Here is a 26,775-nt window from a genome sequence, read left to right as displayed (position 1 = left end):
TGCTATTTTTGCTTTTATGCCATTTCTCGAAATTCTTCATCCCATTCTTCTCCATCTACCCCCCAATAACACAACTTTTTAAATTCTTTTTTATCAATTTGCCAATCCAACCATCCTAAAAAATTGAAATACAGTAAGAATTCTCTTTGCAAAGAAGAATGTTCCCTTAAAAAAGAGAGCAACTTAGCCCTAAAACGAATCAATTCCCCTATATGCTCTTGTTGTGGTAATGAGATTAACTTATTGATCAGCGAAATAAACTTTTTATCAAAATCAAAAAGAACATCTTTCTTCTTAAAATTTCGTCGAACATTATTCAGGTAAGATCCTAATAGGATATATTCTTCTTGTTCGTATAGAATTATAATTCTAAGCAGCGAACTATAATTGGTTGGTTTCGTAGCCTGTTTATCATTCAATATTTCATCTATTACTTTTAAGGCTATGTCGTAATCCTTATTACCATAATGTGATAGTGCAAATTGATAATGCAGGAAGGTCGAAATCGTTTGATTAGGATAAGTAGAACTGGGAGGCAAACTTTTTATGTATTCCTGACTTTCTTTAAACAGCCCTGTTGATAAATAGCCCTTTAATTGTGTCGAAGCAATGCTTAATCGAGCATAAAATGTAATGTATTTTTGATTTTCAGGGCTAATATTATTATAATCTTCCAACAAAACAACTATTGTTTTCCAGTCTGTGGAATTAACAATAACTCCTCCTAAAGCTGTAAAATGTATTCGTTTATATTCTTGAAAAAGTAGTGGAGGCAACTCCTTTGTAAAATCATAGAGGTACTGATGATACTTTGCTGCACTTTTGGTATCTCTAGCAACTGCTGCCAAATAAGCCCGAAGTTGTAATGCTGCGACTTCGCCTGGAACACTTTGCTGCTGGTATGGTTTATAAACAGGAAGGCAATCACTTATTTCTTGAACCAAAGTAGGCAGTTGTCTAGAAAACTTTAGTTTTGAAGAATAAATAATTCGCCCCAATTGTATTCTGCAATCAGCATACTCTTTTGTAATAGAAAATATATCTGCATATTTTTGCTCATATTTTTCTAAGTCAGCTTGCTCAACATTGTCATAACGGAAACGTGTATTTTGAAGTTTAAACCACCATTCATAAATCAAGGGCAGGATCAAAATTCGTTGCTGCCTTTCTGCTATATATTGCAACTCTAGCAACTTTTCAAGTGCTGTATTTAACAAATTTTTGCTAAACAAAATTTCCAACTCTATCAGGCCTTCCATCAGTTCTACATCTACATTCTTATAGGCTTGTTGATTTCTCAAACTTTTTAATATTTGCTGGTACAAATACGTTTGAATGCCACTCAACCCTTTTACCTGTTGAAACTTTTGCTTAAATTTTTTTCGATCTAAGGTTTCCTGTTTGTCCAAATAATCAAACACTTTTAAGTAAGTACCACTGTCATTATCCAAACGATATTTCTTTGAAAACAACTTAAAAGATCGTTTTTCTTCCTTCTTCAAACTTCCAATTAATTCATAGAGTTTGAAAATTGTAATTCTATTCATAACAAAACCTATCTAGCAACAACTTACCTTCCCAACAATTGGTATGGACCTCATTCTTCTTTATTTTTTTGACTATACAAAAGTAATAAATTAAAATAAGTTTATCATTGGAAATAAATCATTTACTTTTCAATTCAAATGAGCTAACCAAATAAAACGCCTCAAAATTTTTAAACTAAAAACAACTCAATGATTGCCGTTCAATTACCTTGAGGCATTTTTATCCTTTACTTCGTGGGAACAGCAGCAAGCGCACGACCAAAGGGAGTAACAAAACTAAGTACTAACTACCAATACCTTTTATTAAATGCTAGTTAATAGATTGCTTTTATTGCTTCACAATTTTTTGCATAGGATAACGTAGCATATTGCTAGTAACCTTTAACATGTAAACCCCAGCATCTAAGGCGCTCATATCTACTGTCTCTTGATGATATCCTTTAGAGATCGTTCTATGCTCTTTTTCTAATAACTTGCGTCCTGTCATATCGTATATTTCAACAGTGATTGTAGCCATTTCTGACGCCAATAAGCTTACCGTAATTTGCTTGCTGGTTGGATTTGGGAAGACTTGAATGCTTTCATTTTGATTCATCTGATAATCAATTGCCTTCATTTCAGAAACCATAGCATTTCCCTGATAGTCATATTCTCTAATTCTATAATAATTAACACCAACAAAAGGATGTTTGTCTACAAATTGATAGGTAGTTAGATTCGTACTATTTCCTGCTGCTGCCACACGTCCTAATTCCGTCCATTCTAACCCATCTAAACTATGTTCTACCAAAAAATAATCACTATCTTTTTCTTGCTCTGTTTGCCAATCCAACTCTACCACTTGATCGACTAGATTGGCATTAAATTCTTGCATTTGTATGGGCAATAATGTTGTAAAATCAAATGCATCTAAACGGTTCCAATGAGTCGCCCCTGCGATATTCCTCATTGTAATGTGCGTAGCATTATTCGGAGCGACAAAACTTACGGTATATTGTACCCACGTATTAGGCACCGTAATCCCTGTATATATTAACGTACCAAACGTATTGTTTGCCGTAGATGCTCCTATTTCAACATTGCCTTGTGGTCTAAATTGAATATCAGAATAGGCATAAAACGTAAAGGTGTAAGCTGTTCCTGCTACCAAAGGCGTAGAGAGTGCCATGGCTAATTCATCGCTATTAGGAGCAGCAAGAGCAATACAATAAGTACCATCTGGTATCGTAGGCACATAACAGCCTGCTACCATAATATCGGTTTCATTTCCTGCTCCATAAGCATTAACATCGCTCATTAGTGCATTAAAAGCTGTGTTATTAAGATTATAATTACAGCCTGTTGAAGTTGTATTCTCAAAACTGCCATTCAAAAAGCTTTGCGCTTTTGACGACTGTACATACATTAGGAATAAAATTAGAATATAAAATTGGGATTGCATATTGGGGAATTTTAGCGCACTGTCTGTGGTATAGATACTTTGTAAGTATTGATATTAATATTCTTACAAAAGAATCTATTAAGAATAGCTAAACAAAAGAACTTTATTACAATGACATCCAGTAATTTATAGACAAATCATCAATCTACTTTTCGATTATCTGAGTAATTACTATCAAATAAGTGTATAAATTTTGGAGTCTTTATCAACTTGTTCTGTAAAAAACAGCATAACTTAACAGGCAGTGGTTTAAGGTGAAATAAAATACTACTCTATAAGGGGAATAAATCCATAAAAGAAATGTTATTATTATAGTAGTTCGTTGATTAGCTCCCTGCGGTCGTGAGATCGCTATCGCTTAGTTGTTTACTTTTTTAGCTCGCTGCGCTCGTGAGATCGCAAACTTAGTTACCAAAAAGATAAAAAAGCACATTTATATTAACTTGATAATCAAAATTTTAACACAAAACACAACAAAGGCGGAATTTACTGATTATCAACTGCGCAGCACTCACGAAGTACCACGAAGTAGCAGCGCAGCTAAACTAATAAAGTTTTCAACGACCACGTAGTAGCAGCGCAGCTAACTATTGTATTAGCTAATAGTTAGCTACGTTACTACTAATTAATAGCCAATTGGGTTTAGTTTCTCTCATTATCCTACCCCTCTTATTGAGAGTGTGGAAATATTGAATTCATAAAAAACATTCGTCTGTATTAAAAATATATTGTATTGCTTTGTGTGTACTTAACAATTGACAACTAATAATAAGCAGACTACTAAGCAAAAGTACATCTTTTTTAATTATCATACAAAGTATATTAGTAGGTTAACTTTTTCGTTCGGTTGTATTATTTTTTGTGTAATTTTTTTTCTGCAGCAAAATACGTATAATATGGAATTACTTATTCAACACTCATGAAATGGTAACACAACTAGGTGTTAAATATATAACGAAAGATTAACTTCATTCATTCATTCAAAGTTCCAAAAAATGCAAAAAATTCTTCTTCTTCGTTTCAGCTCTATTGGCGACATTGTCCTAACTAGTCCTGTTGTTCGCTGTTTAAAAACACAGTTACCAAACGTTGAGATTCATTTTTTGACCAAAAAGACGTTTGCTTCCATCCTCGACGCCAATCCGTACATTGATCAGGTACATACCTTTGATAAAGACACACAGCCTCTCAAACAAGTCGTCAAAGCACTACAAAAAGAACAGTACACACTACTCATTGATTTACACAAAAATCTTAGATCTTGGTATGTTGCTCGCCAATTAGGGATCAAAACCATAGCGTTCAATAAATTAAATCTTCAGAAATGGCTGCTAACGCAATTTAAGATAGATAAAATGCCCCATCTTCATATTGTAGATCGTTATCTGGATACCGTTCGAGAATTAAATATTAAGAACGATGACAAGGGCTTAGATTACCACATTCCACCTCAAGATTACATTGATTTAACAATACTCGACCAACGTTTAACCGATCAGACCTTTATTGTCTTTGTGATTGGTGCTGCCCATGCCACCAAACGCCTGCCTGCTTCCAAAATTAAGTCCATCTGCAAAATGCTCCCCAAAGAACTAATTGTTCTCATTGGCGGCAAAGGAGATCGTGAAGCTGCCCAAATTATTGAAACAGCAGGAAATCAGGTGATCAATGCCTGTGGTCAATTCAACTTACATCAATCGGCATCTATTGTAGACCGAGCCAAAGTAGTTATTGCTCATGATACGGGTTTCATGCACATTGCTGCTGCATTAAAGCGTCCCATTGTTTCTATTTGGGGCAATACCGTTCCCAAATTTGGCATGTATCCTTACTTGCCTAGTAATGGTCCTAAATTTACCATCATAGAACAGCCGACGCTCACTTGCCGCCCTTGTTCCAAAATTGGTCACCCGCAATGCCCCAAAGGACATTTCAACTGCATGAATCAACTCGATGAAGCGACTATTGTGGAGGCTGTTTTAGATATTCTGGACAACAACTAAGTCTACTGTATCTCAGTCAAAAAGGTTGTTTCACTTCAATACCACACAATATACAAACCAATACACTATATTTTGAAAAAGCACTAAAAACACGTTGTTTGATTTCTTTATTCGATGTCAAAAGAATTCACTTATTCCTGTAAAAAATAGTTTGAAAGTATCAACTTTTCTTGTTTTTTGGACGTTTTATAATTAGTTTTGCATTCTTATTTAATCACTTATCCATAATATTCTAATAATGGCTATTTATATCACTGATGAATGCATCAATTGTGGTGCTTGCGAACCAGAATGCCCCAACAACGCCATCTATGATGGAGGCGTAGAATGGGCTTATGCAGATGGTACAGGTGCAACGGGCATGTTTCAACTTGTTGATGGACAGGAAGTAGATGCGCATAAAATGAATGCACCGGTTGAAGAAGATTTCTACTATATCGTAACTGATAAGTGTACAGAATGTGTTGGTTTTCACGAAGAACCACAATGTGCAGCAGTTTGCCCTGTTGATTGTTGTGTTCCTGACGAAAATCATGTAGAATCAGAAGAAAGATTGCTAAAGAAAAAGGCGATTCTACACGTTTAATTTGCAATTGCTTTACCCCTTTTTATAAAGAAGTCATTCTGGATTCGTTCAGAGTGACTTTTATTTTTGGGCTTACCCAACCAACATTTGCTCCTCCTTTTATTGAAGTTATCTTACCATTCATTGAAAACTGGTCGTCCTAATAAACAATAAATAATTTTTTTAGTCTATACTTGTGAACATTAAAGGACAAATATAGGTTTCATCCTAAACCTAACCCAACCTCTATTACTATAACCATAACCAAATCGTTTAGATTGAACATAAATCATGAATAAAATATTTCGAAAAATTAGTGTTGTTATTGGATTTGTCATTCTTGTTGGAGGTGTTTACTTTGCCTCTCAAGTTGGAAATTCAAGTGCTAACAAAACGAAGAAAACCAATACAGAATCTGCTGGTATGGCTACCGCTAAAACAAATTATGTTTATACCATGAAGGCAGCCAATGAAACCCTTTCATCTGAAGTCGTTATAAGTGGAAAAGTTGTTCCTCGCCAAAAAATTGACTTATACTCTGAGGTTACAGGTACCATAAAAAAAGCAGGGAAAGAGTTTAGAGAAGGCATTTTCTTTAAAGCCAAAGAATTGATGTTAACGCTAGACGATACAGAAGCTCAATTAGAACTCCAAGCTGCCAAAAGTCAATTGTACAGTTCTATTATCAGCATTTTACCTGACTTGGAAAATGACTATTCAGAAAATTTTGAAGCATGGCGAGCTTATGTAGATAATTTTGATCTCAAACAACCTATCAAAGAATTGCCAAAAACCAAAAATGCTAGAGAAAAGCTTTACATAGGAGGTCGTAACATCGAAAATCAATACATCAATATCAAACGTCAAGAATATCGGTTGACCAAATACAAAATTTATGCTCCTTTTGATGGCGTTCTTAGCAATGCTTCCACGTATGAGGGGGCATTGGTTCGTAGTGGTCAAAAACTAGGGGAACTAACGCACCCTTCTCGCTACGAATTGGAAGCAACCGTTTCTCTGTATGATGTACAGTTTTTCAAAAAAGGAAATAAGGTCAACCTCTATTCGGAGGCAACCAATGAAACGTGGTCGGGTACGGTCAATCGCTTTGGAAAAACTATTGAAGAAAAGACTCAAACTCAAAAAGTCTTTATCACTATCAATAGCAGCCAACTGAACGAAGGCATGTTTCTCAATGGAAAAATTACAACTAAGTCTTTGGATAATGTCGTTGCCTTGCCTAGAAAGCTACTTATCAATAATAATAAGGTATATGTTGTCAAAGAGGGAAAACTAGACCTCCAACAAATTGAAGTGGTGAAAGTTGACAACAATCAAATGTACGTTCGAGGTGTGGAAGACGGGACAGAGTTATTGGCACAATCTGTTTTAGGTGCCTACCAAGGTATGCCTGTCCAAGTAATTCAGTAAAATCAATCATAAATGAAAAACGCAATACAATATTTTATAAAATACCACATCACAGCAGATGTATTGCTGCTTTTGATTGGTATACTGGGAGTGCTTTCTGCTATTAATATTCAACGCAGCCAGTTCCCTAGGGTAGAAAGTCGAGAAATCGTTATCGAAACGACTTATATTGGTGCCTCTCCTACTGAAGTAGAAAAGGGAATTACCATAAAAATAGAGGAAGAAATTGATGGATTAGAAGGGATCAAAAAAGTTAGTTCTACCTCTATCGAAAACTTATCAACGGTCAATGTTGAAATTTTTAGCAACTACAAAATTGAAAATGTCTTAAGCGATGTCAAAAATGCGATTGACCGAGTCAATACATTTCCTGATGACGCCGAAACGCCTGTTATTTACAAAAGAGAGCGAACAGATGCCGCAGCAGATATTATGATTAGTGGCGATGTTGATTTAAAAACACTCAAAGAGTTTGCAGAAAGAGCAGAGCAAGAATTATTGGCAAAAAAGAACATCTCTAAAGTAATCGTATCGGGCTATCCTGACGAGGAAATCGAGATTGCTATTCGAGAAAACGCTTTAGATGCTTATCAATTAACATTTGAAGATGTTGCCCGTGCTGTTCAAGGTTCCAATGTCGAATTGACGGGAGGAAATCTAGAAATGGGTAGTACTAAAATTACGATTCGTGCAGAAAATAAAGCCTACTATGCCGAGCAACTTGAAAACATTATCATTCAAACAAGTTCTAGTGGTACCAATATTCTCCTAAAAGATATCGCTGATATTAAGAACCAATGGGCAGATGTTCCACAACGAGAATTTTACAATGGCAAACCTGCTGTAAAAATTCAGGTGATGAGTCGTTTGAGTGAGGATATTATTACAACGGCTACCGAATCAAAAGAGTTTATAGAAGAATTTAATAACGAAAACACAATTGTTGAAGCCTTTTTGCTTCGAGATGGAAGTATTGGTATTCAACAACGTACAGAGTTATTGGTCAACAATGGATTGATTGGATTTGTTTTGGTATTGCTACTATTAGGCTTGTTTTTAAAACCAAGAATTGCCTTTTGGGTCGCCTTGAGTATTCCTATTTCTATTGCAGGAATGTTTATAATCATGCCTTTTTCTACAGTTAACATCAATATGTTGTCACTATTTGGGTTAATCTTAGTTATTGGTATTTTGGTAGACGATGGGGTTGTTATTGCTGAAAATATTTTCCAGAAATACGAGAAAGGAATTCCTGCCAAACAAGCCGCCATAGAAGGTGTAATGGAGGTCTTGCCTTCTGTTATCTCTGCTGTTATTACAACTTGTTGGTTCTTTATGCTCTTCTTTTTGATTGAAGGGCAAATGGGAGACTTTATGTCTAATATTGCCTTTGTCGTTATCTGTACCCTACTCTTTTCTCTAATTGAGGGCTTCTTTATCTTGCCTGCACATGTTGCGCATTCCAAAGATTTAGAGCATGGGAATAAGAAAAACGTTCTAGAAAAAACCAGTACCGCATTTTTTGACTTTCTAAAAGACAAAGTTTATGGTCCTACCCTTCGTTTTTGTATCAACAACAAAATGATTTCTATTTCTGTAGGCATTGTTATCTTGGTTCTATGCGGTAACTTAGTAAAAGGAGGGATTGTAAAAGTTACTTTCTTCCCTAATGTAGATCAGGATAATGTAGTGGTTGCCTTAAAATTACCAGCAGGAACAACAGAAGAGGTTACTCAAGGTCTTTTGACAAAAATTGAAAAAGAGGCATGGAAACTAAACACGGAACTATCCGCTCAACGAGAAGATGGTCAAATGCTAGTACAGTCAATTGCTCGTTCTATTAGCAATAGCCCTAACGAAGGAAGCTTGTTTATTTCTCTGTTAGATGGAGAAACTAGAAATATGCTAAGTTCTGATTTTGGAAATCAACTGCGTGATAAGGTTGGAAAAGTCTACGAAGCAGAAAGCTTAACCTATGGGCAAAAATCTATTTTTGGTGCTGCTATCCAAGTCGGTTTTGTTGGTGAAAACATGGAGGAATTGCGCAAAGCAAAAGATGAATTCAAAGAGATTTTGGAAGCCGATAGTCGTCTCAAAAATGTTGAAGACAACGACCAAAAAGGAGGGCTAGAATTTCATATAGAACTATTGCCTAAAGCTCGTGCATTGGGCGTTGATATTTCAACCGTCATTCGCCAAATTCGCCAAGGCTATTTTGGTTACGAAGTGCAGCGATTGCAACGTGGCACTGATGAGGTTAAGGTCTGGTTGCGATACACCAACCAAGAAAGAGAATCGTTCAGTCAATTGCTCAACATGAAAATTAGAGTGGGGCAAAATACGTATCCTTTAAAAGAACTGGTCAAACTAGAACAAAAACGAGTGGCGTTGAAGATTTCTCACGTCAATAACCAAGCAAAAATGGAGGTTAGTGCTTCTTTGAACGATCCCAATGCTTCGGCTACAGAAATTTTTGACGAAGCAAAAGATGAAATTGTTCCAACTATCTTGGCAAAACACCCTAGCGTACAGGTTATTTATGAAGGTCAGAGCGAACGAGCAGGTGATACAACCTCCTCCATGAAACGTTGGTTGCCAGTTATTTTGTTACTTGTCTTTTTTACAGTGGTTTTGACTTTCCGTTCGTTCTTTCAAGCGGCAATAGTTTTACTCTTAATTCCATTTGCTTTTATTGGAGTGGTAACAGGACACTGGATTCACAATCTACCAATCAGTATGTTGTCTCTTTTTGGTATATTGGCCGTTGCAGGAGTTGTGATTAACGATAGTTTGGTTTTGGTGAGTACCATGAACCGTTTGTTAAAAGATGGTTTGAGTTTTATGGATGCTGTTTATGAGGCTAGTATTTCCCGCTTCCGCCCAATCTTACTAACTTCTGTTACGACTGTCGCTGGACTGCTGCCTATTGTTCTAGAAACCAGTTTGCAAGCACAGTTTGTTATTCCTATGGCGGTATCCTTAGCCTATGGATTATTGTCCGCTACCTTTATCATGTTATTAATGCTGCCACCATTGTTGGTCGTTGTTAATAACCTCCGTAGAGGGTGGAGATGGCTTTGGGAAGGAGAAAAAGTAGCGCCTAGAGCTGTTGAACCTAGTGTTCTAGAAGAGGAGGAAGAATAATTTTAAACTTTTTAATACAAAAAGGTTAGCCAATTACTAAGCATTACTCCGTTAAAACCACGCAGTAGCACCGCAGGTAACTAAGCTTGCGATCCATGACCGCAGGGAACTAGCCTTGCGCTCTCATGAGCGTAGCGAATAATAATCAACGGAGTATTAACTAAAAAGATATAACATGAAATTTAAAAGCATCATTATGGCGTTCTTATGGAGTAGCCCTATATTAATGCTAGCTCAACAACAGCCTATTCAATTGGACGATGTCGTTCAAACGGCTATAGAAAATAATTTTAATATTAAAATTGCTAAAAATAATATAGAAGTAGCTGCCACTAATGCCACTATTGGCGCCGCTGGTTTTTTGCCTACCATTGATTTTTCGGGGGGCTATACTTATTCTAATAATAATAGCAAGACGACCTTTTCTGGTAATATTCCTGATCAAAATGAACCCGCAGCAGCTTCTCACAACTTTAATGCAAATCTAAATTTGCGCTATACTATTTTTGATGGTCTAAAACCTGTTTATCAATTAAAAAAGTCAAAGGTAGATGTTCAGTTGAGCAATACGCAATATCAACAGCAGATTGAAACGACTATTTATAACGTCATTCAAGCCTACTACAACTTAGCTTTGTTGCAAGAAGATTATAGAATTGCTACTGAAAAATTAGAGCTAACAAAAATTCAACTCAAGCGCATTGAAACACAACGAAAATACGGTCAGGGTTCTGAAGTAGAACGCTTGAATTTATTGACCTCTTATAACAGCGATAGCACGCAATTGCTACGTCTTAAATTAAATATGCGCCAAGCTGTCCGACAGTTAAATAAAGCTCTAGGAACAGAGGAAGTTGCTGATGACGCTATTGTTCAAGTAGATACAGAACTAGACTTGTCCTTAAACTATGAAACGGTCAAAGAAGCTGCCTTAAAAAATAACTTAATGGTGATTTCAGCTCAGCAAAATATTGAAAAAGCAAACCTTGATTACCAAATAACTAAAACGGAATTGTTTCCTAAACTAAATACAACGATTACGTATGGTTATAATGGTTCTAGGAATGACGTTGGTATTGTAAAAACAAGCGATGCCTTTGGTCCTAGCGTCAATTTAGGATTGACCTATACCATTTATGGTGCAGGTGCGGTCAAACGTGCTAAGATTCAAAATCGCCTAAATATTAAAAATCAAGAACTCAATCTAGAATTGGTTCAATATGATATTGAGCAAAGCGTTAAAGATGCTTATTCGAACCATGAAAACAATATGGCCTTAATCCCTCTGGAAGAGAGCAATGTAGTCATTAGTAAGCAAAGTTTTGATCGTATTACTAAAGCCTACAATTTAGGGCAAGCGAGTCTCTTAGACTATCAACGTGCCGAGCTCAATTATATACAAGCTCAAAAACAAGTCATTACAGCAAAATACAATGCCAAATTATCAGAATGGGAATTGCGTCGCTTAGCAGGTACTATTGCCAAATAAAGAGAAATTTCTAGCAAAACCATTTTAAAACTATAAACATTCATCATCAGTTCGTTCATAGTTTTAAAATGGTTTATTCTTGCACTTCACCAATCTAAAAAACAATGCTTTTCTTAGAAAAAAACGGCTATCAACTGCTGCCCCTCTTTATTTCTGAGGCAACTCTACAAACACTGCAATCGTGCAGCATAGCATTGGAGGGGGCTTCACCAAATATCCGAAAAAATGTCTTTGGCCATTCTACTAGTATAAAACCTATTTTTAAGCAAATCGAAACCAGTTTAAAGCACAAAGGATTGCCTTGTTTTATGACAGATTATTGCTTTTATCTATCCAAGTCTAAGCAAGAAAATTGGCCCTTACAATTTCACCAAGACATTAATCTTCCTGCTTATTTACAATTGGATCATTCTCAAAAAGAATTGTGGTTAAATCAAGGTTTTTGGGTGCGAATCAACTTAGATTTCAATGATCGTCAAACGGGTGCCTTAAAAGTAATTCCTCAAAGTCACTTAAAAGGAAAAAACAGTCCTTTTTCTAAAGAAGAGGTTGTCTTTTTAGATGCAAACGCAAGGGATGTTATTTTATTTAGTCCCCTACTCTATCATGGTTCAGATAGAATGCAACAAACTGCTCAAAGGCGTGTTTTCCAATGCTTTTTTCAGAAATCTACTTTTAATTCCCCCCAATAGCTACTTAAGTAATCGTTCAAAAAAATAGCAAGTCAAACGATCTTATTTTTTGTTATTATTTTTTCTGACCACTTACTTAACTAATTTTAAAGCACCATAACTTTGATATAGCATACACAAGATTTCGGCATATACCACCACTTTTTGGGCAACTGCCTGTAAATACAAAGCCTCATTAGAATGCCAAGCATTGGTAGCATAAAACATGATAGCTATTTGTATCGCTAAAACGATAGCAAAAACAGCCATTGCAACAGCATAACGATTGGGATATGCTTGCTCTCTTAAAATAGCTAAGGTATAAAAAAGGGTCATCGCCAAAAACGCTAAAAAACCTACTCGCACATACAAACGATGTCCCCAATAGTCAATATCCCAAGGAACTTGCCCAATTCCAATATAGCTTGCGCCTGCCAAAACACCAAAAATCATAGTCAGCAATCCGAACACTTTGGCAGTAGGTTGGGTAAATAAATTGGGCAAAGCCACAAAAAAGACCATCAAACAAGTTCCTCCTATCCCCAACGCTGTCTTAAAAATCCAATGCGTCAACCAATTGGAAGTATGGTTAAACGTAACTGTCCGACCTAAGTCACTAAAAAAATTATATAAAAAGGAATAATGCTCTAGATAAGGCTCGTGCAACGTTCCTCCTGGATAAACTAGCATTGCTACAAGAGTCAATATAATAAATTGCAAGGCACCAAAAACACCTAAAGTATAGCAACGTTTCTGCCAAATTGTTGTCATGTATTTAGTAATAATAGTACGTCACCATTATGAGGTGTTTATCTCATGAACTTCGTTTTATAAGTACTGTGCAGTTGATAATAAAAACCGTAGCACAAAACATAATAAATTTAGTAACATTCTTATTTATCGCTTTGATAACTCATAGCAATATTCATAATCCGAAGTAGATTCTTCAACTCTCAAATGATGATTGATGTTTATATTTTGAACTTCCCAAACGTAATGAATTAAGCCCCCCGCTTGATCTGCTAAGGCAATCGAAATAATGTATTCTGTAACACTATCTCCATCGTCATCTGTTCCGTCAACAGATCTAATGTCCCAAATTCCTTCTAATTGATCACCATTAGATTCTGTGTAGTAAGCTGTTTTATCTTTCTCAAATCTAATCAAATCCCCTTCGTAGTGAGAAAAAATAGATTGGTGCCCAGCAAAGGCTTGATAAGAACGTTGGCTAGCACTTGTAAATTCCCAAGTTCCCTCTATGTTCATTTCTATACGATCAAAGGTATCTTTTCGACAATTGGAAAATGTGCAAATAATTAAGGCAAGTAGTAGTAATAATTTTGGCATGAAGTGTATTTTTAAGGACATTATACAAAGCCAAAAAGGTTTTCAACCTTATACTAGTAGTTCGTTGATTACCTGCGGTGCTACTTCGTGGTAGCTCCCTGCGGTCGTGAGATCGCTATCGCTTAGTTGTTTACTTTTTCACCAAAAAGATAAAAAAGCACATTTAGATTAGTTTGATAATCAAAATTTTAACACAAAATGCGATGAAATCATAACTTATTAATTATCAACTGCGCAGCACTCACGAAGTAAACTAATAAAGTTTAGCTTCGCTGCTACTGCGTGGTTTCAACGAACTATTGTTATACGGTTATTAACTTATTCAGATCTATATAATGTAGAGTGAATGAAAAGGCGTTCTTAATAATTTTTAGAACCAAATTTCATACCTCCTTCTCAACTCCTCAACACTTTAACTATCCCTATACACAAAGATTAACATTTCTAAGCTCTCTGACCATTCAGTAAATCGAAAAAACTGGTGCTAGTTTAAAAATCAGCTACACTACTACTCCGTTTACAATATATGAGAAAAATCTTGCCAGTAGCGCGTTCTAGGCACCTCTGCTTCACAAAGCACCTCTTCATTTGAAATCGGGTCTCTAAATTGCAGTTGCCAAGCATGCAAACAAATAGCCAAAGGAAGGTGTTTTTTGGTGGCACCATACTTTTCGTCTCCTATGATAGGACAGCCTATAAAGCCAAATTGCGCTCGAATTTGATGAAAACGACCTGTCTGTAATTCTATTTTGACAAGGTGACCATTAGCACTTGATTTTAAAAGCTCGTAAGACAAAGTACACTGTACACTACCTTTCTTATTTTCCTTAAAAATATCTGCTCGTTTTGCTTTTTGGTTTTTGACCAAATAGTGCCGCAACGTTCCTGCCTTGTTTGGTGGCTCATTCTCAAGGATAGCTAGATACGTTTTTTTTATTTTTCGACTACTCAACTGATCGTTGAGTTTTTTAAGGCTATTCTTCTTTTTGGCAAATACCATGGTACCACTTGTAACCCGATCTAAACGGTGTACAACGCCGACAAAAGCAGCATTTTTAGGTTTTGTTGGTGCCTTGAAGTTCTTTCGATTCTTTGATGCAACAACCTGATTACGCTCCAAACTGTATGGAGTTCGTTTGCCTGTTGTTAGATACTCTTCTACTAAGGATTCTACTGTAATTATCTCGAAAGGATTTCTTTCTGTAATTAAACCTGCTCTTTTATTAATAACAATAAAACTAGGACTTTCTTCAATAACTTTAAGCTTCTGAAACATAACTGGTGAACGTATTTTTTCTTTAGTATCAAGATAGTAGCAGCGCAGCTAACTATTGTCAAGAAGTACATTACAAATTAATAAGTGGTACTCAACCCTACTAAAAGTATCAATAATCGGCAAAGATATTCTTTTTTAAGCATTATTGTACTGTTCCTTAAAAAGTTTATTAAAAACAATTTTATAAAATTTACATTACCAAGCTCTCCATCAAAAACTCACAATTTCAATTTCCACTCGTCGATTTAAATACGCAAATTTACCATGAATATCGTGTAACATTCTTTTACATCCATAGCCAACTGAATCCAAACGTTTGGGGTTAATTTTATAATCAATTAAAAATGTTGCTACGGTAGCTGCTCTAGCATCTGATAACTCTTGAGAAAACACTTCTCCATCTAGACAACCATTCGTATGTCCTTCAATTTTTATTTTCAACTTTTTATTGCGTTGCATCATTTTATACAATGCCTTGAGTGTGGGCATAGACTTCGGCAGTGGCTTGGGCGAACCACCGTAAAACAAGATATTGCTAACAACAAACTTAGTTCCTTTTTTTAATCTTCGAATGGGTGTTTTTAATTGAATATTTCTCATTTTGGTTTTAATTTTAAACGCCGTCATGAGTGTATCATAAAAGAAGTACCCCTCCTTGCTCACCTCTAAATGCAATAGGTCATTCATCTGGCTTTTGGGCAAATCAAACATTAGTTGATAAGCTCCAGTCATAGAGTCTGCTGTTGTTTCGGCAATAACAAGACCCGTTTTAGTATTCGTCAAAGTAATATTGGCATCCAAGCTCCCCGCTCCATCTACTTGAACAACTTGTCCTGTCAGCTCCATATTAATACTATAATCGAAATGCAGCCAATGCCCTTTGCCATTGCCATAAACATTATTGACTAACAGTACATATTTTTCTTTGGGTTTTACAACAACAGATTGAGCATACGCCGCGTTAATCCCAGAAGTTACCAACATTTCCTCGCTTTCCATATCTAGCCCTGTCCTACTTCCTATAGCGGGTTTATTCCGAGAAAAATTAGTTCGAATTGGCAAAATTGTTTTATTCCGAACATTGGCACAAAAATTATCATCTGTGTATTTGTATAAAGCAAAGTCATAATCATTTAAGCTATCCAAAGGCTCTATTTCAAATGTTAAGTGCCCTCCTGTTTTTGTTTCAAATTCATACCAAACGGTGTGATTCTCACGCTCCATAAAATGTAAACTCTTTGAATCGTTTCTACTAAACTCCAAGACTTCGCCATGCCCATTAGGACTTGTTGTTGGACCAATTGTTTTTCGTGTTTCAATGCTCAAACGAGTTGTACAATCTGCATGACCGTTTATATCCAAAGTATCGTTTGATATTTGTGCGCAAAGTATATTTCCGATTAGCAACAGTAAGCCACTTAGTAATAATTGCTGATAATTTTTCATCGTATTGAGATTGTTATATGGAAATTGATCGAGTGATTAATACATCTAACTAATAAAAACTAAACAAGAAGCTTCTAAGTTTTTGGTCAGCAAGTTAGCTTTTATTTAAACTAGATGATTGCTGTCTATATATAATAAAAACCTCCTCAAAAGATACAACTATTACTATCAATACTTCTTGTCTTCTACCTAAAATATTATTGATGAAGAATTGGGTGATATTTTGGTGCTTTGACAAATTTGTATATTTTTGCATCAAATCTTATTTAGACTAAATAAAAATAAATTTAAATGAAACACTTCTCTGCTCGCTATATACTGTTACTCTTGTTGTTCTCCATTGCCCTTGTTAGCAATGCTCAGTATGTAAAAGGAAAAGTTGTAGATGGTTCTAATAATGTTCTTCCATTTGCTGATATTTCTATAAGTGGAGAAGGGTTTCTTTTAACAACACTATCCGATAGCATAGGCACTTACAATTTTGACAACCTTCCCAAGGGAGTCTGTACTCTATCCGTACATTATTTGGGGTATGAACGCTTTGAAAGAACAATCTCAATCACCGAAAAGAAAACATACACCATCAATGTCACCTTAACCAGCTCTACCAATGTGTTGCAAGAACTAGAAGTTGTTGGCCAAAGCGATGAACAGATGCTAAAATCTTCTGCCTATGCGGTTGATGTCATTGCGACCAAAGCTTACAAAAACCTTACGGTTGATTTGAATCAGTTGCTCAACAAAACCGCAGGCATCCACATTCGTTCGGTAGGTGGGCTTGGTTCTGCTTTTAATTTGTCTCTCAACGGGCTTTCGGGCAATCGCATTCGATATTTTGTAGATGGTATTCCTATGGAAAATTTGGGTACGTCTCTAAGTTTGAACAATTATCCTGTCAACTTAGTCAAAAGTATTGAAGTCTACAAAGGCGTTGTACCTATCGAATTAAGCGCAGATGCACTAGGCGGTGCTATCAATATTGTCAGCGATTACAAAGGAAAAACATTCTTGGATGCTAGCTATTCATTTGGCTCTTTTAATACCCATCAAATTGCCTTAAATGCACAATACTCCCAACCCAATAAAGGCTATTTCATAACACTAAACGCCTTCTTTAACCATTCTGATAACAACTACTGGATGGACGACCTTCCTGTTTATGATGAATTGGGCAATAAAGTAAACAACATCAGTATCCAACGATTTCACGATCAGTACACTTCTGGAATGGTCAGATTTAGAATAGGTTTATTAGATAAAGTGTTTGCAGACGAATTGTCACTCTCTGTAATGGGAGCCTTAAATAGAAATAATTACCAACATCCCAATAATAATATCAAACTAACATTTGGGGACTACCATACCAAAAACCAAACGCTTTCTGCACAAGCTTTGTATAAAAAATCGTTTAAAAAGATAAAAATAAAAGCGTATACCCAATGGAGTAATGTCATCGAATCGGTTGTCGATACTAGTCAAAAAAAATACAATTGGGCTGGTGTGTATTGGTGGAGAGATGCCAGTTCTTCTAGAGGAGAGTTGAACGAGCGTCGCTCACTCTTTGTTTTGAATGACAAACTAATCAACTCTAGCTTACAACTTTCTTACAAAATACATCCTCGCCATCAAGTCAACTGGGCAGTGCATCAAAATTTCTTGTATCGAGAAGGCAAAGATAAAGTTGATGCATTAAGGCGATCATTTACCACTCCTAGTACTTTGCATAAAAATTTAATGAGTTTAGGGTATAGCATCAACACCAAAAACAAGCGACTAGAGGCAACGGTCTTTGGCAAAGGCTATTGGTTCAATGCCCATATTATTACTCAAGATTATACCAACAATGATGTTGAGAATACTGTCAACAACTTTTTTGGGGGCTATGGCATTGTAGGAACTTACCGACTCCCTAAAAAAATGCAATTCAAACTGTCGTATGAAAAAGCATATCGCCTTCCTGAAACTTATGAAATATTAGGTGATGGCATCTACATTCGCCCAAACCCAGCATTGCTTCCAGAAGCAAGTCACAATATAAATTTTGGATTTAATACGAGTCCTACCATACCACTATTTCAGTTTCATTATGAGTGCAACTTTTTTTATAGAAATGCTCAAAACTACATTCGCTTTGTCCCTCTAGGTCCTTTTGGTTCTTATGAAAACATCAACAATGTTGGTGTTATTGGAGTAGAAATGGGCGGTGCGGTTCATTATAAAAAAACCGTTAGCTTGTCTCTTAATGCTACTTATCAGCACCTTACGGACGAATCTCCTTTTGATGAAGGTTTGCCCAATGTTAACTACCAAAGTAGGGTTCCCAATATTCCATATTTATTTTCCAATATTCGCTTGGGGTACCACTTCGACCTAAAAACAAAAGATCTACAATTTGCTATTTTTTGGAGTGGGCGCTATGTCCATCAATTCTACTTGACGTGGGAAAAACTTGGCAATGCTGCGACAAAAAATGTTATTCCAAGTCAGTTCATTCAGGATTTGAACCTAGAATGCTCGTGGAAAAAAGGCAAGTATAATTTAGCAGCTAGTCTTAACAACTTTACCAATACCAAAGCATACGATAATTTTAATATACAAAAACCAGGGATTGCATTTTATGTCAAACTAAGATGCTTTTTCCTGAAATAAATAGGTTCATTTTTTACCATCATCCTTACTTCGTTCAAACATTTTATAACACGAAGTATCAAATTACTTATATCATGTATAGCATGTCTAATTTAAATAGTTTTTTCTGCTTATTGCTCAGCATTTCTTTAGGTTTTGTTGCTTGTGAGCAAAAAGTAGTGACACCTCAACCTGTTGAAGCAGGAATTACATATGCCCTAAAAACGACAGGTACAGATGAAACAGAGTTTTTATTGAATAAAACAGACCTTATGCAGGGAGAACTCTCTGCTGTCAATAGTGGTGTAGAGCAAACGGGCTGGCGTTTTTATTATCCTGTCGGCAAAACCTTGTTTGCATCGGGATATAGTGATGACAATCAATGTGCTGCTTATGCCTTAGACGAAAATGGAAGTTTGATAAAAAAAGGAGAGTTTATTTTTGATAATGCCTTAGAAATGTTTGGTGCATCTTCGGATGAAGAGACCTTGTTGGCGATGGAGATTCCTAGAGCTGGTTTCCAAAACAGAAGGCTCTATTTTATTGATGTCAATACTGTTGGTGTCAAGAAAATCGTTGGAACAAAAATATTTGAATCCATTCCTGATTCTTTGGTTGCTTGGCCTACTGCCTTAAAAGTTCGTGGCAATCATCTATTTGTGCCATTTCATAAATTGGACGTACAAGGCAACTTTAGCACACCACAACCCAACGAAGCTCTAATTGCTGTTTATGATTACCCAAATGTAGGAACAAGCCCTACCAAAATTATTTCAGATTCTAGAACTTGTCACATTGGCGTGAATGGTGCAACAGAGGGCTTGATAGAAGCCGATAATGGGGACCTTTATTCTTTCTCTTGTGGTGCTATTATGGCTGGGTTTTCTGTCGCTCCTACCAAACCTTCTGGTATTTTGAGAATCAAAGCAGGGGAAACTGATTTTGATCCTAATTACTTCTTTGATATAGAAGCGGCAACCAATGGAGGTAAATTGTTTTGGTTTGATTATGTAGGTAATAATAAAGCTATTGCTAGAATATTGACGTCAGACAATCCAGCCGCTCCTTGGGCAGCTTATGGTCGTGATATTTTTAATCAGAAACTCGTCATTATTGACTTAGCAAATCAAACGATTACGGATGTTACCAATGTACCTTTGCATGCCAAACGATACACCTCTCCTATCTTGGTAGAAGAAGGAAAAGTTTATGTAAGCATTGAAACAGCCAATGATGCTTATGTCTATCAAGTTGACATCGCTTCTGCTGTAGGAACCAAAGGTGCCAAAATAGTAGGAAAAACAATCAAAGGGTTCTACAAACTTTACTAAGGCAAAGTATTTCAAAATTTAAGTAATTGTTTAGGAAAAAGCATTTTAAAAATTGATTTTTTCTAAGCGATTATTTGGCTTGATTTTGCACTTATGTTATTGCTTTAGTCCGCTCATGCTTAAAAACACAGCACACTTGTTAATTATAATAAGTCAAGCATTAAGAGCGGACTATTGCAATGTATTGCAATTCAACATTGCCTATCAAATTTATTTTCTAATACTCAATATCAATAGCCTGATAATCATTCATAGGCTACTATTAACAATAACTTTCGCCTATCTATTACTCTGTTTCAAAAATCGTATCAATCTAATTATTAGCAAGGTACATTCTTATAAATTTTCAAATACAATACTAATAAGCAACAGAGTATCACCTATTAAGATTTATGAAAAATAAGCCTCCTCTAAAACAACGCATAAAAAAAGTAGCTCGAAAAGTTCATCTCTTTTTAGGCTTAGCAACTGGTTTGATTGTTTTTATTCTTGCCCTAACTGGTGTTTGTCTCTCTTTTCAAGATGAGATAAGAGATTTTGGCGCAGATTACAAAACGGTTCCCAAAGAATCCAAACCATTTTTGACCGCTTCTGAGGTTAAAGAAATAGCACAAACCATTTTTCCTGACAAAGCCATTCATGGTAGTGTTTTTGGGAAAGCCACCGATGCTATTGAAGTTATCTTTTATGAAGCAGAACCTGAGTTTTATTATAAGGTTTATCTAAATCCTTATAGTGGTGCTGTCTTACACAAAGAAGATTGCCTTTCTGGTTTTTTAGCTTTTGCTTTGCAAGGGCACAAAACACTGTGGTTACCCAAGTCTATTGGTGCTGTCTTGGTCTCCTATGGTACCTTTCTATTCTTAATTGTATTGGTATCGGGTCTTCTGCTTTGGTGGCCCAAAAACAAACGACATTTCAAACAAACCCTACAAGTCAAATGGACCAAGAGAACTTCTTTGAAAAAGAAAATTATTCAAATACATACGATTCTTGGTGTTTATCTATCTTTATTTGCTTTGATTATTGGTATTACAGGCTCTATAATAGGTTTAAATTGGTTTTATTTCATTGTTTTTAAAGCCGTTGGAGGAAGTAAAGCTCCTCAATTTATTATTCCTAATAATATCTCTACGCCAAATGGCAATCCGTCCGATACCATTGCATTGGATCAATTGATTCCCCAAATCAAAAAAGACATTCCCAATTATCAAAATTTAGAATTGCATTATCCAGAAACAGATTCTACCGCAATTTATGTAGAGGTGTCGTATAGCCAAGGCGTTTATTACGACTCTGATTATCGTTTTTACGATCAACATACATTACAAGAAATAAAACCAAATTCTATTTATGGTATTTATAAAGACAGCGATTTCGCCGATAAAACCATCCGTATAGCTTATGATACGCACGTTGGAGCAATTTTAGGATTGTTTGGTAAAATTATTGTCTTTCTCGCTAGCTTTCTTATTTCTATTTTACCTGTAACTGGTTTGTTAATTTGGTGGAAAAGAAAAAAAGATATTGCCGAGCGAGTATAGTACTCGTTTTTTTTGTTGATTTTTAGTTAATTACACAGCATAAATGTATGTTAATGATTATCAATTTTTTGATAAAAATTTTAAAATAAAACTTGCGGTAATGGAGATTGTGACGTTATATGTAATCCATAAAAGGATTTTTAACAAAAAAAGTCTTTAATATGAAAGCAAAATCAGCATTAATACTAAGAATAGCGCTATCTATTATACTAATTTGTGCTTCAATTATTTTTATTCATACTTCTTTGGATTCAAAGAATAGAAATAATTGTATAAGCAAAGCAAAAAGCTGCGATAATGGAGTAAAAAAATACACTTATACCAGTAAGTATATTGGGGAATGTGACTGTACAGTAATCTGTCAGTAGATATATCTTTCCCCTCAAAGAGGCTGTCGGAAAAGTCCGAAGTCTCTTTTTTTTTGTGCAACTTTTAGCCGTATTAGAAAGTTTTGTGCGCCCCCCCTCTCCTCCTTAGCAACATTCTTATGCCGTTGCAATCACAACTGTATATATTTTCATTGAAAGTATATTTCCTATAAATCTCATTATCAGATATTTATTATTTCAACTCTAAAAAGGTGAAAAAAATTGTTTAGAATAAGTCTAAATAAAATTGAATTATAAAATATAATTACATAGCTTTGTGGCATTAAACTTATTTAGACTAAATAAAAATAAGCAATGATTCTAAATTACCTTTCTAAAAACGAGACAGATTTTAGCAGTATTCTAGATGCGACATCGGTTCACACGCTAAAAAATAACATAGAAAAGACGATTGATTATTTAATTGGATTTTTTGAACGAGAAAAGTTTTATAGTGGTGCTTCTATTGAAGAATTAAAAAATAAAATGCAACAAATTGGAGAGGCGACGGGGCATCCTCTTAATTTATCAGCCGCATTGGATGAAATCAAAGACATTTACTTGGATCATACCATCTCTTTTCATAATCGAGATTATATGGCACATCTAAATTGTCCTGTCACGATTCCTGCTATCATTGGTGATTTCTTGGCTTCAACAATCAATACAGCAGTTGAAACATGGGACCAAAGTACATCTGGCACCTTAATAGAACAAGAACTCATTGAATGGATTGCAACAAGTTTCAAAATGCCTGCAACTGCTGACGGAGTTTTTACAAGTGGAGGAACACAATCAAACTTCATGGGCTTGTTGATGGCTCGAGACCACTATGCACATCAATATTTAGGTCTAAATATTAAGCAGCATGGTTTTTCTAAAGTGGTTCATAAATTTCGAATCTTCTGTTCTGAAAAAGCACATTATAGCATCAAAAAAAATGCTGCCTTATTGGGCTTAGGTTACGATGCTGTGGTTGAAGTACCAACAGATGCGGTATACAAAATGAATCCACAAGCCCTATCTCAAGCCATTGAGGCAGAAAAAGCAAAAGGCAATATCCCTATCGCTGTAGTCGCTACGGCAGGAACAACTGATTTTGGTAGTATAGACCCTATCGCTGACATTTCTAAAATTGCTAAGGCTCATAACTTATGGTTGCATGTAGATGGTGCTTATGGGGGGTGTTTTATTTTTACCCAAACGCACCAAAAAACATTGGAAGCAATCCAGCATGCCGACTCTCTCACCATTGATTTCCATAAAACATTCTTTCAACCTGTTTGCTCTAGTGCTTTTATTACTGCTGACAAGGCTAATTTTAAGTATGTATCCTACTATGCCGATTATCTAAATCCAATAGAAACCAAAGATGCAGAAGCTCCCAACTTAGTTGTCAAGTCGCTTCAAACAACTAGACGTTTTGACGCACTCAAACTATGGTTCACACTACGGATGACAGGGATTGAAACCATTGCCTCTTTCTTGGAAATTGTACACCAACGCGCCTTAGATGCCTATAACTTATTGTTAGCAGCCGATTGCTTTGAGGTCATGCACAAACCAGAGTTAAGTACGGTCGTGTTTCGATACAAACTAAAAGCAGGGATTGAAGACGACGCTGTTCTTGATAGTGTCAATTTAGCCATTAAAACTGCTTTATTTAACACTGGACAGGCCTCTATTGCCAGTACCAAAATTAATGGCACGACCTATCTAAAATTCACGCTACTAAATCCCAAAACAACTCCTTCAGACCTCAAAAAGATTATTCAGTTAATCATTCAACAAGGAAATATCTTCTATTCTAACAACTAACATTACTCCGTTAAAAAATCGTATCAGTTTGATTATCAGAAAGATGCATTTTTATTATTTTTTATGATAAAAGGCTAATAATCAAACTGATGCAAGATGCTTTTTTATGTTTTTTATAAAAAAACTAAAAAATCAACGGAGTACTAAACTAATATACTATCGTAATGAACACAAGTAAAATTTATGACTTCATCGGTATTGGTGTTGGTCCTTTTAACTTAGGATTGGCAGCACTAACAGAACCTATACAAGAACTACAGGGACTATTTTTTGACCAATCCACTTCTTTTGACTGGCATCCAGGAATGATGATTGAAGGAACAACATTACAAATTCCTTTTATTGCAGATTTGGTTACATTAGCAGATCCTACCAACCCTTATAGCTTCTTAAATTATATCAAGCAAGCTGGTCGAATCTATGCCTTTTATATTCGTGAAAACTTTCTGTTACTCCGAAAAGAATACAACCAGTACTGCCAATGGGTTATTCAACAATTGCCCAACGTTCATTTTCAATCTCGAGTAGATTCTATCCATTACAATGCCTCCAATAAACTTTATGAGGTTTCTGTTTTTCATCAGCCATTGCAAAAAACGCTTGTTTATAAAACAAAAAAAATCGTATTGGGTACAGGAACAAGCCCACATATACCCAAGTGTTGTCTTGCGCACAAGGAAACGCTTATTCATTCATCTAATTATTTAGCACACAAAAAACAACTGCAACAGCAAAAAAGCATTACGATTGTTGGAAGTGGTCAAAGTGCTGCTGAAATTTTTTACGATTTATTGCAAGATATTGATCATATGGAGTATGAATTGAATTGGATTACTCGTTCTGATCGTTATTTTCCTTTGGAATATACCAAGCTGACTTTAGAAATGACTTCTCCTGAATATGTTGATTATTTCTATCGCCTCCCTGCTGCCAAAAGAGATGCCATTCTTCAACGTCAAAAACATCTGTACAAAGGAATCAACGGCGATTTGATCAATGCTATTTATGATTTACTGTATACCAAACGCCTTTCAAAACCTAATATAAACGTACAGTTACAAACACATTCGACCTTAAAAGAAGTTCGTCCTACTACTCTATCGGAATTAGAGCTTACCTTTCATCAACACCAACAAGATGCCTATTATGAGTTAAAAACAGAAGGGCTGGTTTTGGCGACAGGTTATACCTATAGGTTACCTAAATTTCTGGAAAGCATTCACGAGCGTATTCAGTGGGATGACAAGGGGCGATTTGATGTCCAAAGAAATTATAGCATCGATACTCAAAACAATGCCATTTTTGTTCAAAATGCTGAATTGCATACGCATGGTTTTGTAACACCTGATTTGGGAATGGCTGCTTATCGCAATTCTTACATTATCAAAGAAATGACAGGAATTGACTACTATCCTATCGAACAAAAAATTGCTTTTCAACAATTTGAAGTAGACCACACTTCCCAATTACAATTAAAAGACCTTGAACATCAAGTCTAAAAATACACCTTATGGATTTAAGATTTTTTTTAATTTTAATGACTTTAGTTGCTGTTGTAAGTGACTATCTACTGCATCCTTTTTATCCTCAATTTTTTGAATTAAGATTTGGCATTACAGATCCTAAAATAGTTGGTTATTATTTTGGGGCGATTTGCTTTATGGTCATGATTGCCTTCCCTTTCTGGGCATACCTAGCCAAGAAAATAGCGGAACTAAAAATTTTAGTTATTACTCAAGCCATTGCAGGGATTTTAGCCTTGTATTGTTTCAGTACTAGTTCTTATTTTAATTTTTGGTTGGCTTCTTTAATAATGGTTTTATTCAAGGGAAGTTATCTACTGGTTTATCCGTTTATTCTTAAAATAATCAAAAAAGAAGAACAGGTACACACCATTGGTTTGCTCTCTGTTATTGTTCATCTAGGTGGCATTGGAGGAGCTGTGATTGGCGGTTTAGCAGTTGATTTTTTAGATCCTCGGTACATCTTTTTAATCATGGCTTTGGGGGATTTTGTTCAAATGGCTATGAGTTGGTACCTTTTAAAAAGCAACCGTTTTTTGACCGATCAAGTCCTAACTTCAGCAGCAATAGCAGTAGAAAAGCGTAGTAATAATGGCTTTATTCTAAAGGTAGGTTTACTCACTTTAGTCCTGTATTTTAGTGATTTCTTAATTCGACCTTTTTTCTCTACCTATTGGGAAAGTATTTCTATATACGACAGCAAACTAGTTTCTGGAACGATGTACGCTATTCCTGGTTTTGTGGCACTGATTGGTCTTTTTTTCAATCAAAGACACGCACCTAATAACCTGTATAGAGGTATTTTATCCGCCTTATTATTAGGAATAGTTGGGCTGTGGCTACAAGCCTCTCAAATAGATGTTGTCTTAATTTTGGGTAGAATCATTTATGGCTGGGCAATATTTCAAGGCATGGTTCGGTTCGATGTCCTTTTGTTTGAACAAAGCCATCCAGATGCTTATGCCCTAGACTATAGCAAGATTCATTTTTTCCAAAACTTAGGCGTTTTATTAGCCTCCTTGTCAGTCGGAATTATTGTTGACTTAGAAGGATTAAGAATGCCTTTCTTGATTGCTGTAGGTTGTTTCATGGCGATTCTTTTAATGTATTATATACTCTTTTATGTACAAATAAACGTCAAGTCTGCACTCAATAACAAGGTGTCTAAAACATAACACACCATTTCAAAGTAAACCGACTATC

Annotated in this window: 18 protein-coding genes; 12 read left to right on the top strand and 6 right to left on the bottom strand. The window is 35.7% G+C overall.

Annotation, left to right across the window (positions count from 1 at the left end):
- Positions 1 to 14 precede the first annotated feature (14 nt).
- Together CG11_RS05705 and CG11_RS05700 are read right to left on the bottom strand one after the other, a co-directional pair.
- On the bottom strand, positions 15 to 1,547 hold the full coding sequence (locus CG11_RS05705) for a hypothetical protein (RefSeq protein WP_052594019.1): 1,533 nt from the start codon (positions 1,545 to 1,547) through the stop codon (positions 15 to 17).
- A gap of 328 nt (positions 1,548 to 1,875) precedes the next feature.
- Positions 1,876 to 2,988, bottom strand: coding sequence for a T9SS type A sorting domain-containing protein (locus tag CG11_RS05700; protein WP_052594018.1), 1,113 nt, complete (start codon positions 2,986 to 2,988; stop codon positions 1,876 to 1,878).
- Between the two features lie 995 nt (positions 2,989 to 3,983).
- Here CG11_RS05700 and CG11_RS05695 point away from each other — a divergent pair.
- From CG11_RS05695 to CG11_RS05670, 6 genes are all read left to right on the top strand, one after another.
- On the top strand, positions 3,984 to 4,991 hold the full coding sequence (locus tag CG11_RS05695) for a glycosyltransferase family 9 protein (RefSeq protein WP_052594016.1): 1,008 nt from the start codon (positions 3,984 to 3,986) through the stop codon (positions 4,989 to 4,991).
- 238 nt (positions 4,992 to 5,229) lie between these two features.
- Positions 5,230 to 5,577, top strand: a complete 348-nt coding sequence (locus CG11_RS05690; protein ID WP_052594014.1) for a 4Fe-4S binding protein — start codon at positions 5,230 to 5,232, stop codon at positions 5,575 to 5,577.
- Positions 5,578 to 5,847: 270 nt separating this feature from the next.
- Complete coding sequence (locus CG11_RS05685) at positions 5,848 to 6,987, top strand: efflux RND transporter periplasmic adaptor subunit (protein ID WP_052594011.1); 1,140 nt, start codon at positions 5,848 to 5,850, stop codon at positions 6,985 to 6,987.
- 12 nt (positions 6,988 to 6,999) lie between these two features.
- On the top strand, positions 7,000 to 10,131 hold the full coding sequence (locus CG11_RS05680; protein ID WP_052594009.1) for an efflux RND transporter permease subunit: 3,132 nt from the start codon (positions 7,000 to 7,002) through the stop codon (positions 10,129 to 10,131).
- Between the two features lie 175 nt (positions 10,132 to 10,306).
- Complete coding sequence (locus tag CG11_RS05675; protein ID WP_052594008.1) at positions 10,307 to 11,620, top strand: TolC family protein; 1,314 nt, start codon at positions 10,307 to 10,309, stop codon at positions 11,618 to 11,620.
- Positions 11,621 to 11,724: 104 nt separating this feature from the next.
- Positions 11,725 to 12,312 (top strand): phytanoyl-CoA dioxygenase family protein, encoded by a 588-nt coding sequence (locus CG11_RS05670; protein WP_052594006.1) that lies wholly within the window; start codon positions 11,725 to 11,727, stop codon positions 12,310 to 12,312.
- A 72-nt stretch (positions 12,313 to 12,384) separates the two neighbouring features.
- Here the strand turns inward: CG11_RS05670 and CG11_RS05665 are convergent, their stop codons facing one another.
- From CG11_RS05665 to CG11_RS05650, 4 genes are all read right to left on the bottom strand, one after another.
- Complete coding sequence (locus tag CG11_RS05665) at positions 12,385 to 13,062, bottom strand: DUF998 domain-containing protein (RefSeq protein ID WP_052594004.1); 678 nt, start codon at positions 13,060 to 13,062, stop codon at positions 12,385 to 12,387.
- 126 nt (positions 13,063 to 13,188) lie between these two features.
- Positions 13,189 to 13,638: a hypothetical protein gene (locus CG11_RS05660; protein WP_052594002.1), complete on the bottom strand. Its 450-nt coding sequence runs from the start codon at positions 13,636 to 13,638 to the stop codon at positions 13,189 to 13,191.
- Between the two features lie 517 nt (positions 13,639 to 14,155).
- On the bottom strand, positions 14,156 to 14,914 hold the full coding sequence (locus CG11_RS05655; protein ID WP_052594000.1) for an RluA family pseudouridine synthase: 759 nt from the start codon (positions 14,912 to 14,914) through the stop codon (positions 14,156 to 14,158).
- 210 nt (positions 14,915 to 15,124) lie between these two features.
- Positions 15,125 to 16,360 (bottom strand): OmpA family protein, encoded by a 1,236-nt coding sequence (locus CG11_RS05650; RefSeq protein WP_052593998.1) that lies wholly within the window; start codon positions 16,358 to 16,360, stop codon positions 15,125 to 15,127.
- Positions 16,361 to 16,651: 291 nt separating this feature from the next.
- On the opposite strand from CG11_RS05650, the gene CG11_RS05645 reads away from it, so the two are divergent.
- The 6 genes from CG11_RS05645 to CG11_RS05620 all read left to right on the top strand — a co-directional run bounded on the left by CG11_RS05645 (position 16,652) and on the right by CG11_RS05620 (position 26,747).
- Positions 16,652 to 19,009: a carboxypeptidase regulatory-like domain-containing protein gene (locus tag CG11_RS05645; protein ID WP_052593996.1), complete on the top strand. Its 2,358-nt coding sequence runs from the start codon at positions 16,652 to 16,654 to the stop codon at positions 19,007 to 19,009.
- 83 nt (positions 19,010 to 19,092) lie between these two features.
- A complete protein-coding gene (locus CG11_RS05640) occupies positions 19,093 to 20,319 on the top strand; it encodes a DUF4374 domain-containing protein (protein WP_197043785.1) in 1,227 nt (408 codons plus the stop codon).
- A 392-nt stretch (positions 20,320 to 20,711) separates the two neighbouring features.
- Positions 20,712 to 21,863, top strand: a complete 1,152-nt coding sequence (locus tag CG11_RS05635) for a PepSY domain-containing protein (RefSeq protein WP_052593992.1) — start codon at positions 20,712 to 20,714, stop codon at positions 21,861 to 21,863.
- Between the two features lie 683 nt (positions 21,864 to 22,546).
- Positions 22,547 to 24,049, top strand: a complete 1,503-nt coding sequence (locus CG11_RS05630; RefSeq protein WP_052593989.1) for an aspartate aminotransferase family protein — start codon at positions 22,547 to 22,549, stop codon at positions 24,047 to 24,049.
- Between the two features lie 164 nt (positions 24,050 to 24,213).
- Positions 24,214 to 25,548: a lysine N(6)-hydroxylase/L-ornithine N(5)-oxygenase family protein gene (locus CG11_RS05625; RefSeq protein WP_156039669.1), complete on the top strand. Its 1,335-nt coding sequence runs from the start codon at positions 24,214 to 24,216 to the stop codon at positions 25,546 to 25,548.
- 11 nt (positions 25,549 to 25,559) lie between these two features.
- A complete protein-coding gene (locus CG11_RS05620) occupies positions 25,560 to 26,747 on the top strand; it encodes an MFS transporter (protein ID WP_197043784.1) in 1,188 nt (395 codons plus the stop codon).
- Positions 26,748 to 26,775 lie beyond the last annotated feature (28 nt).

It is taken from the genome of Aureispira sp. CCB-QB1 (assembly GCF_000724545.1).
Taxonomy (GTDB): domain Bacteria; phylum Bacteroidota; class Bacteroidia; order Chitinophagales; family Saprospiraceae; genus Aureispira.
This window is presented reverse-complemented; position numbering and strand designations above follow the sequence as displayed.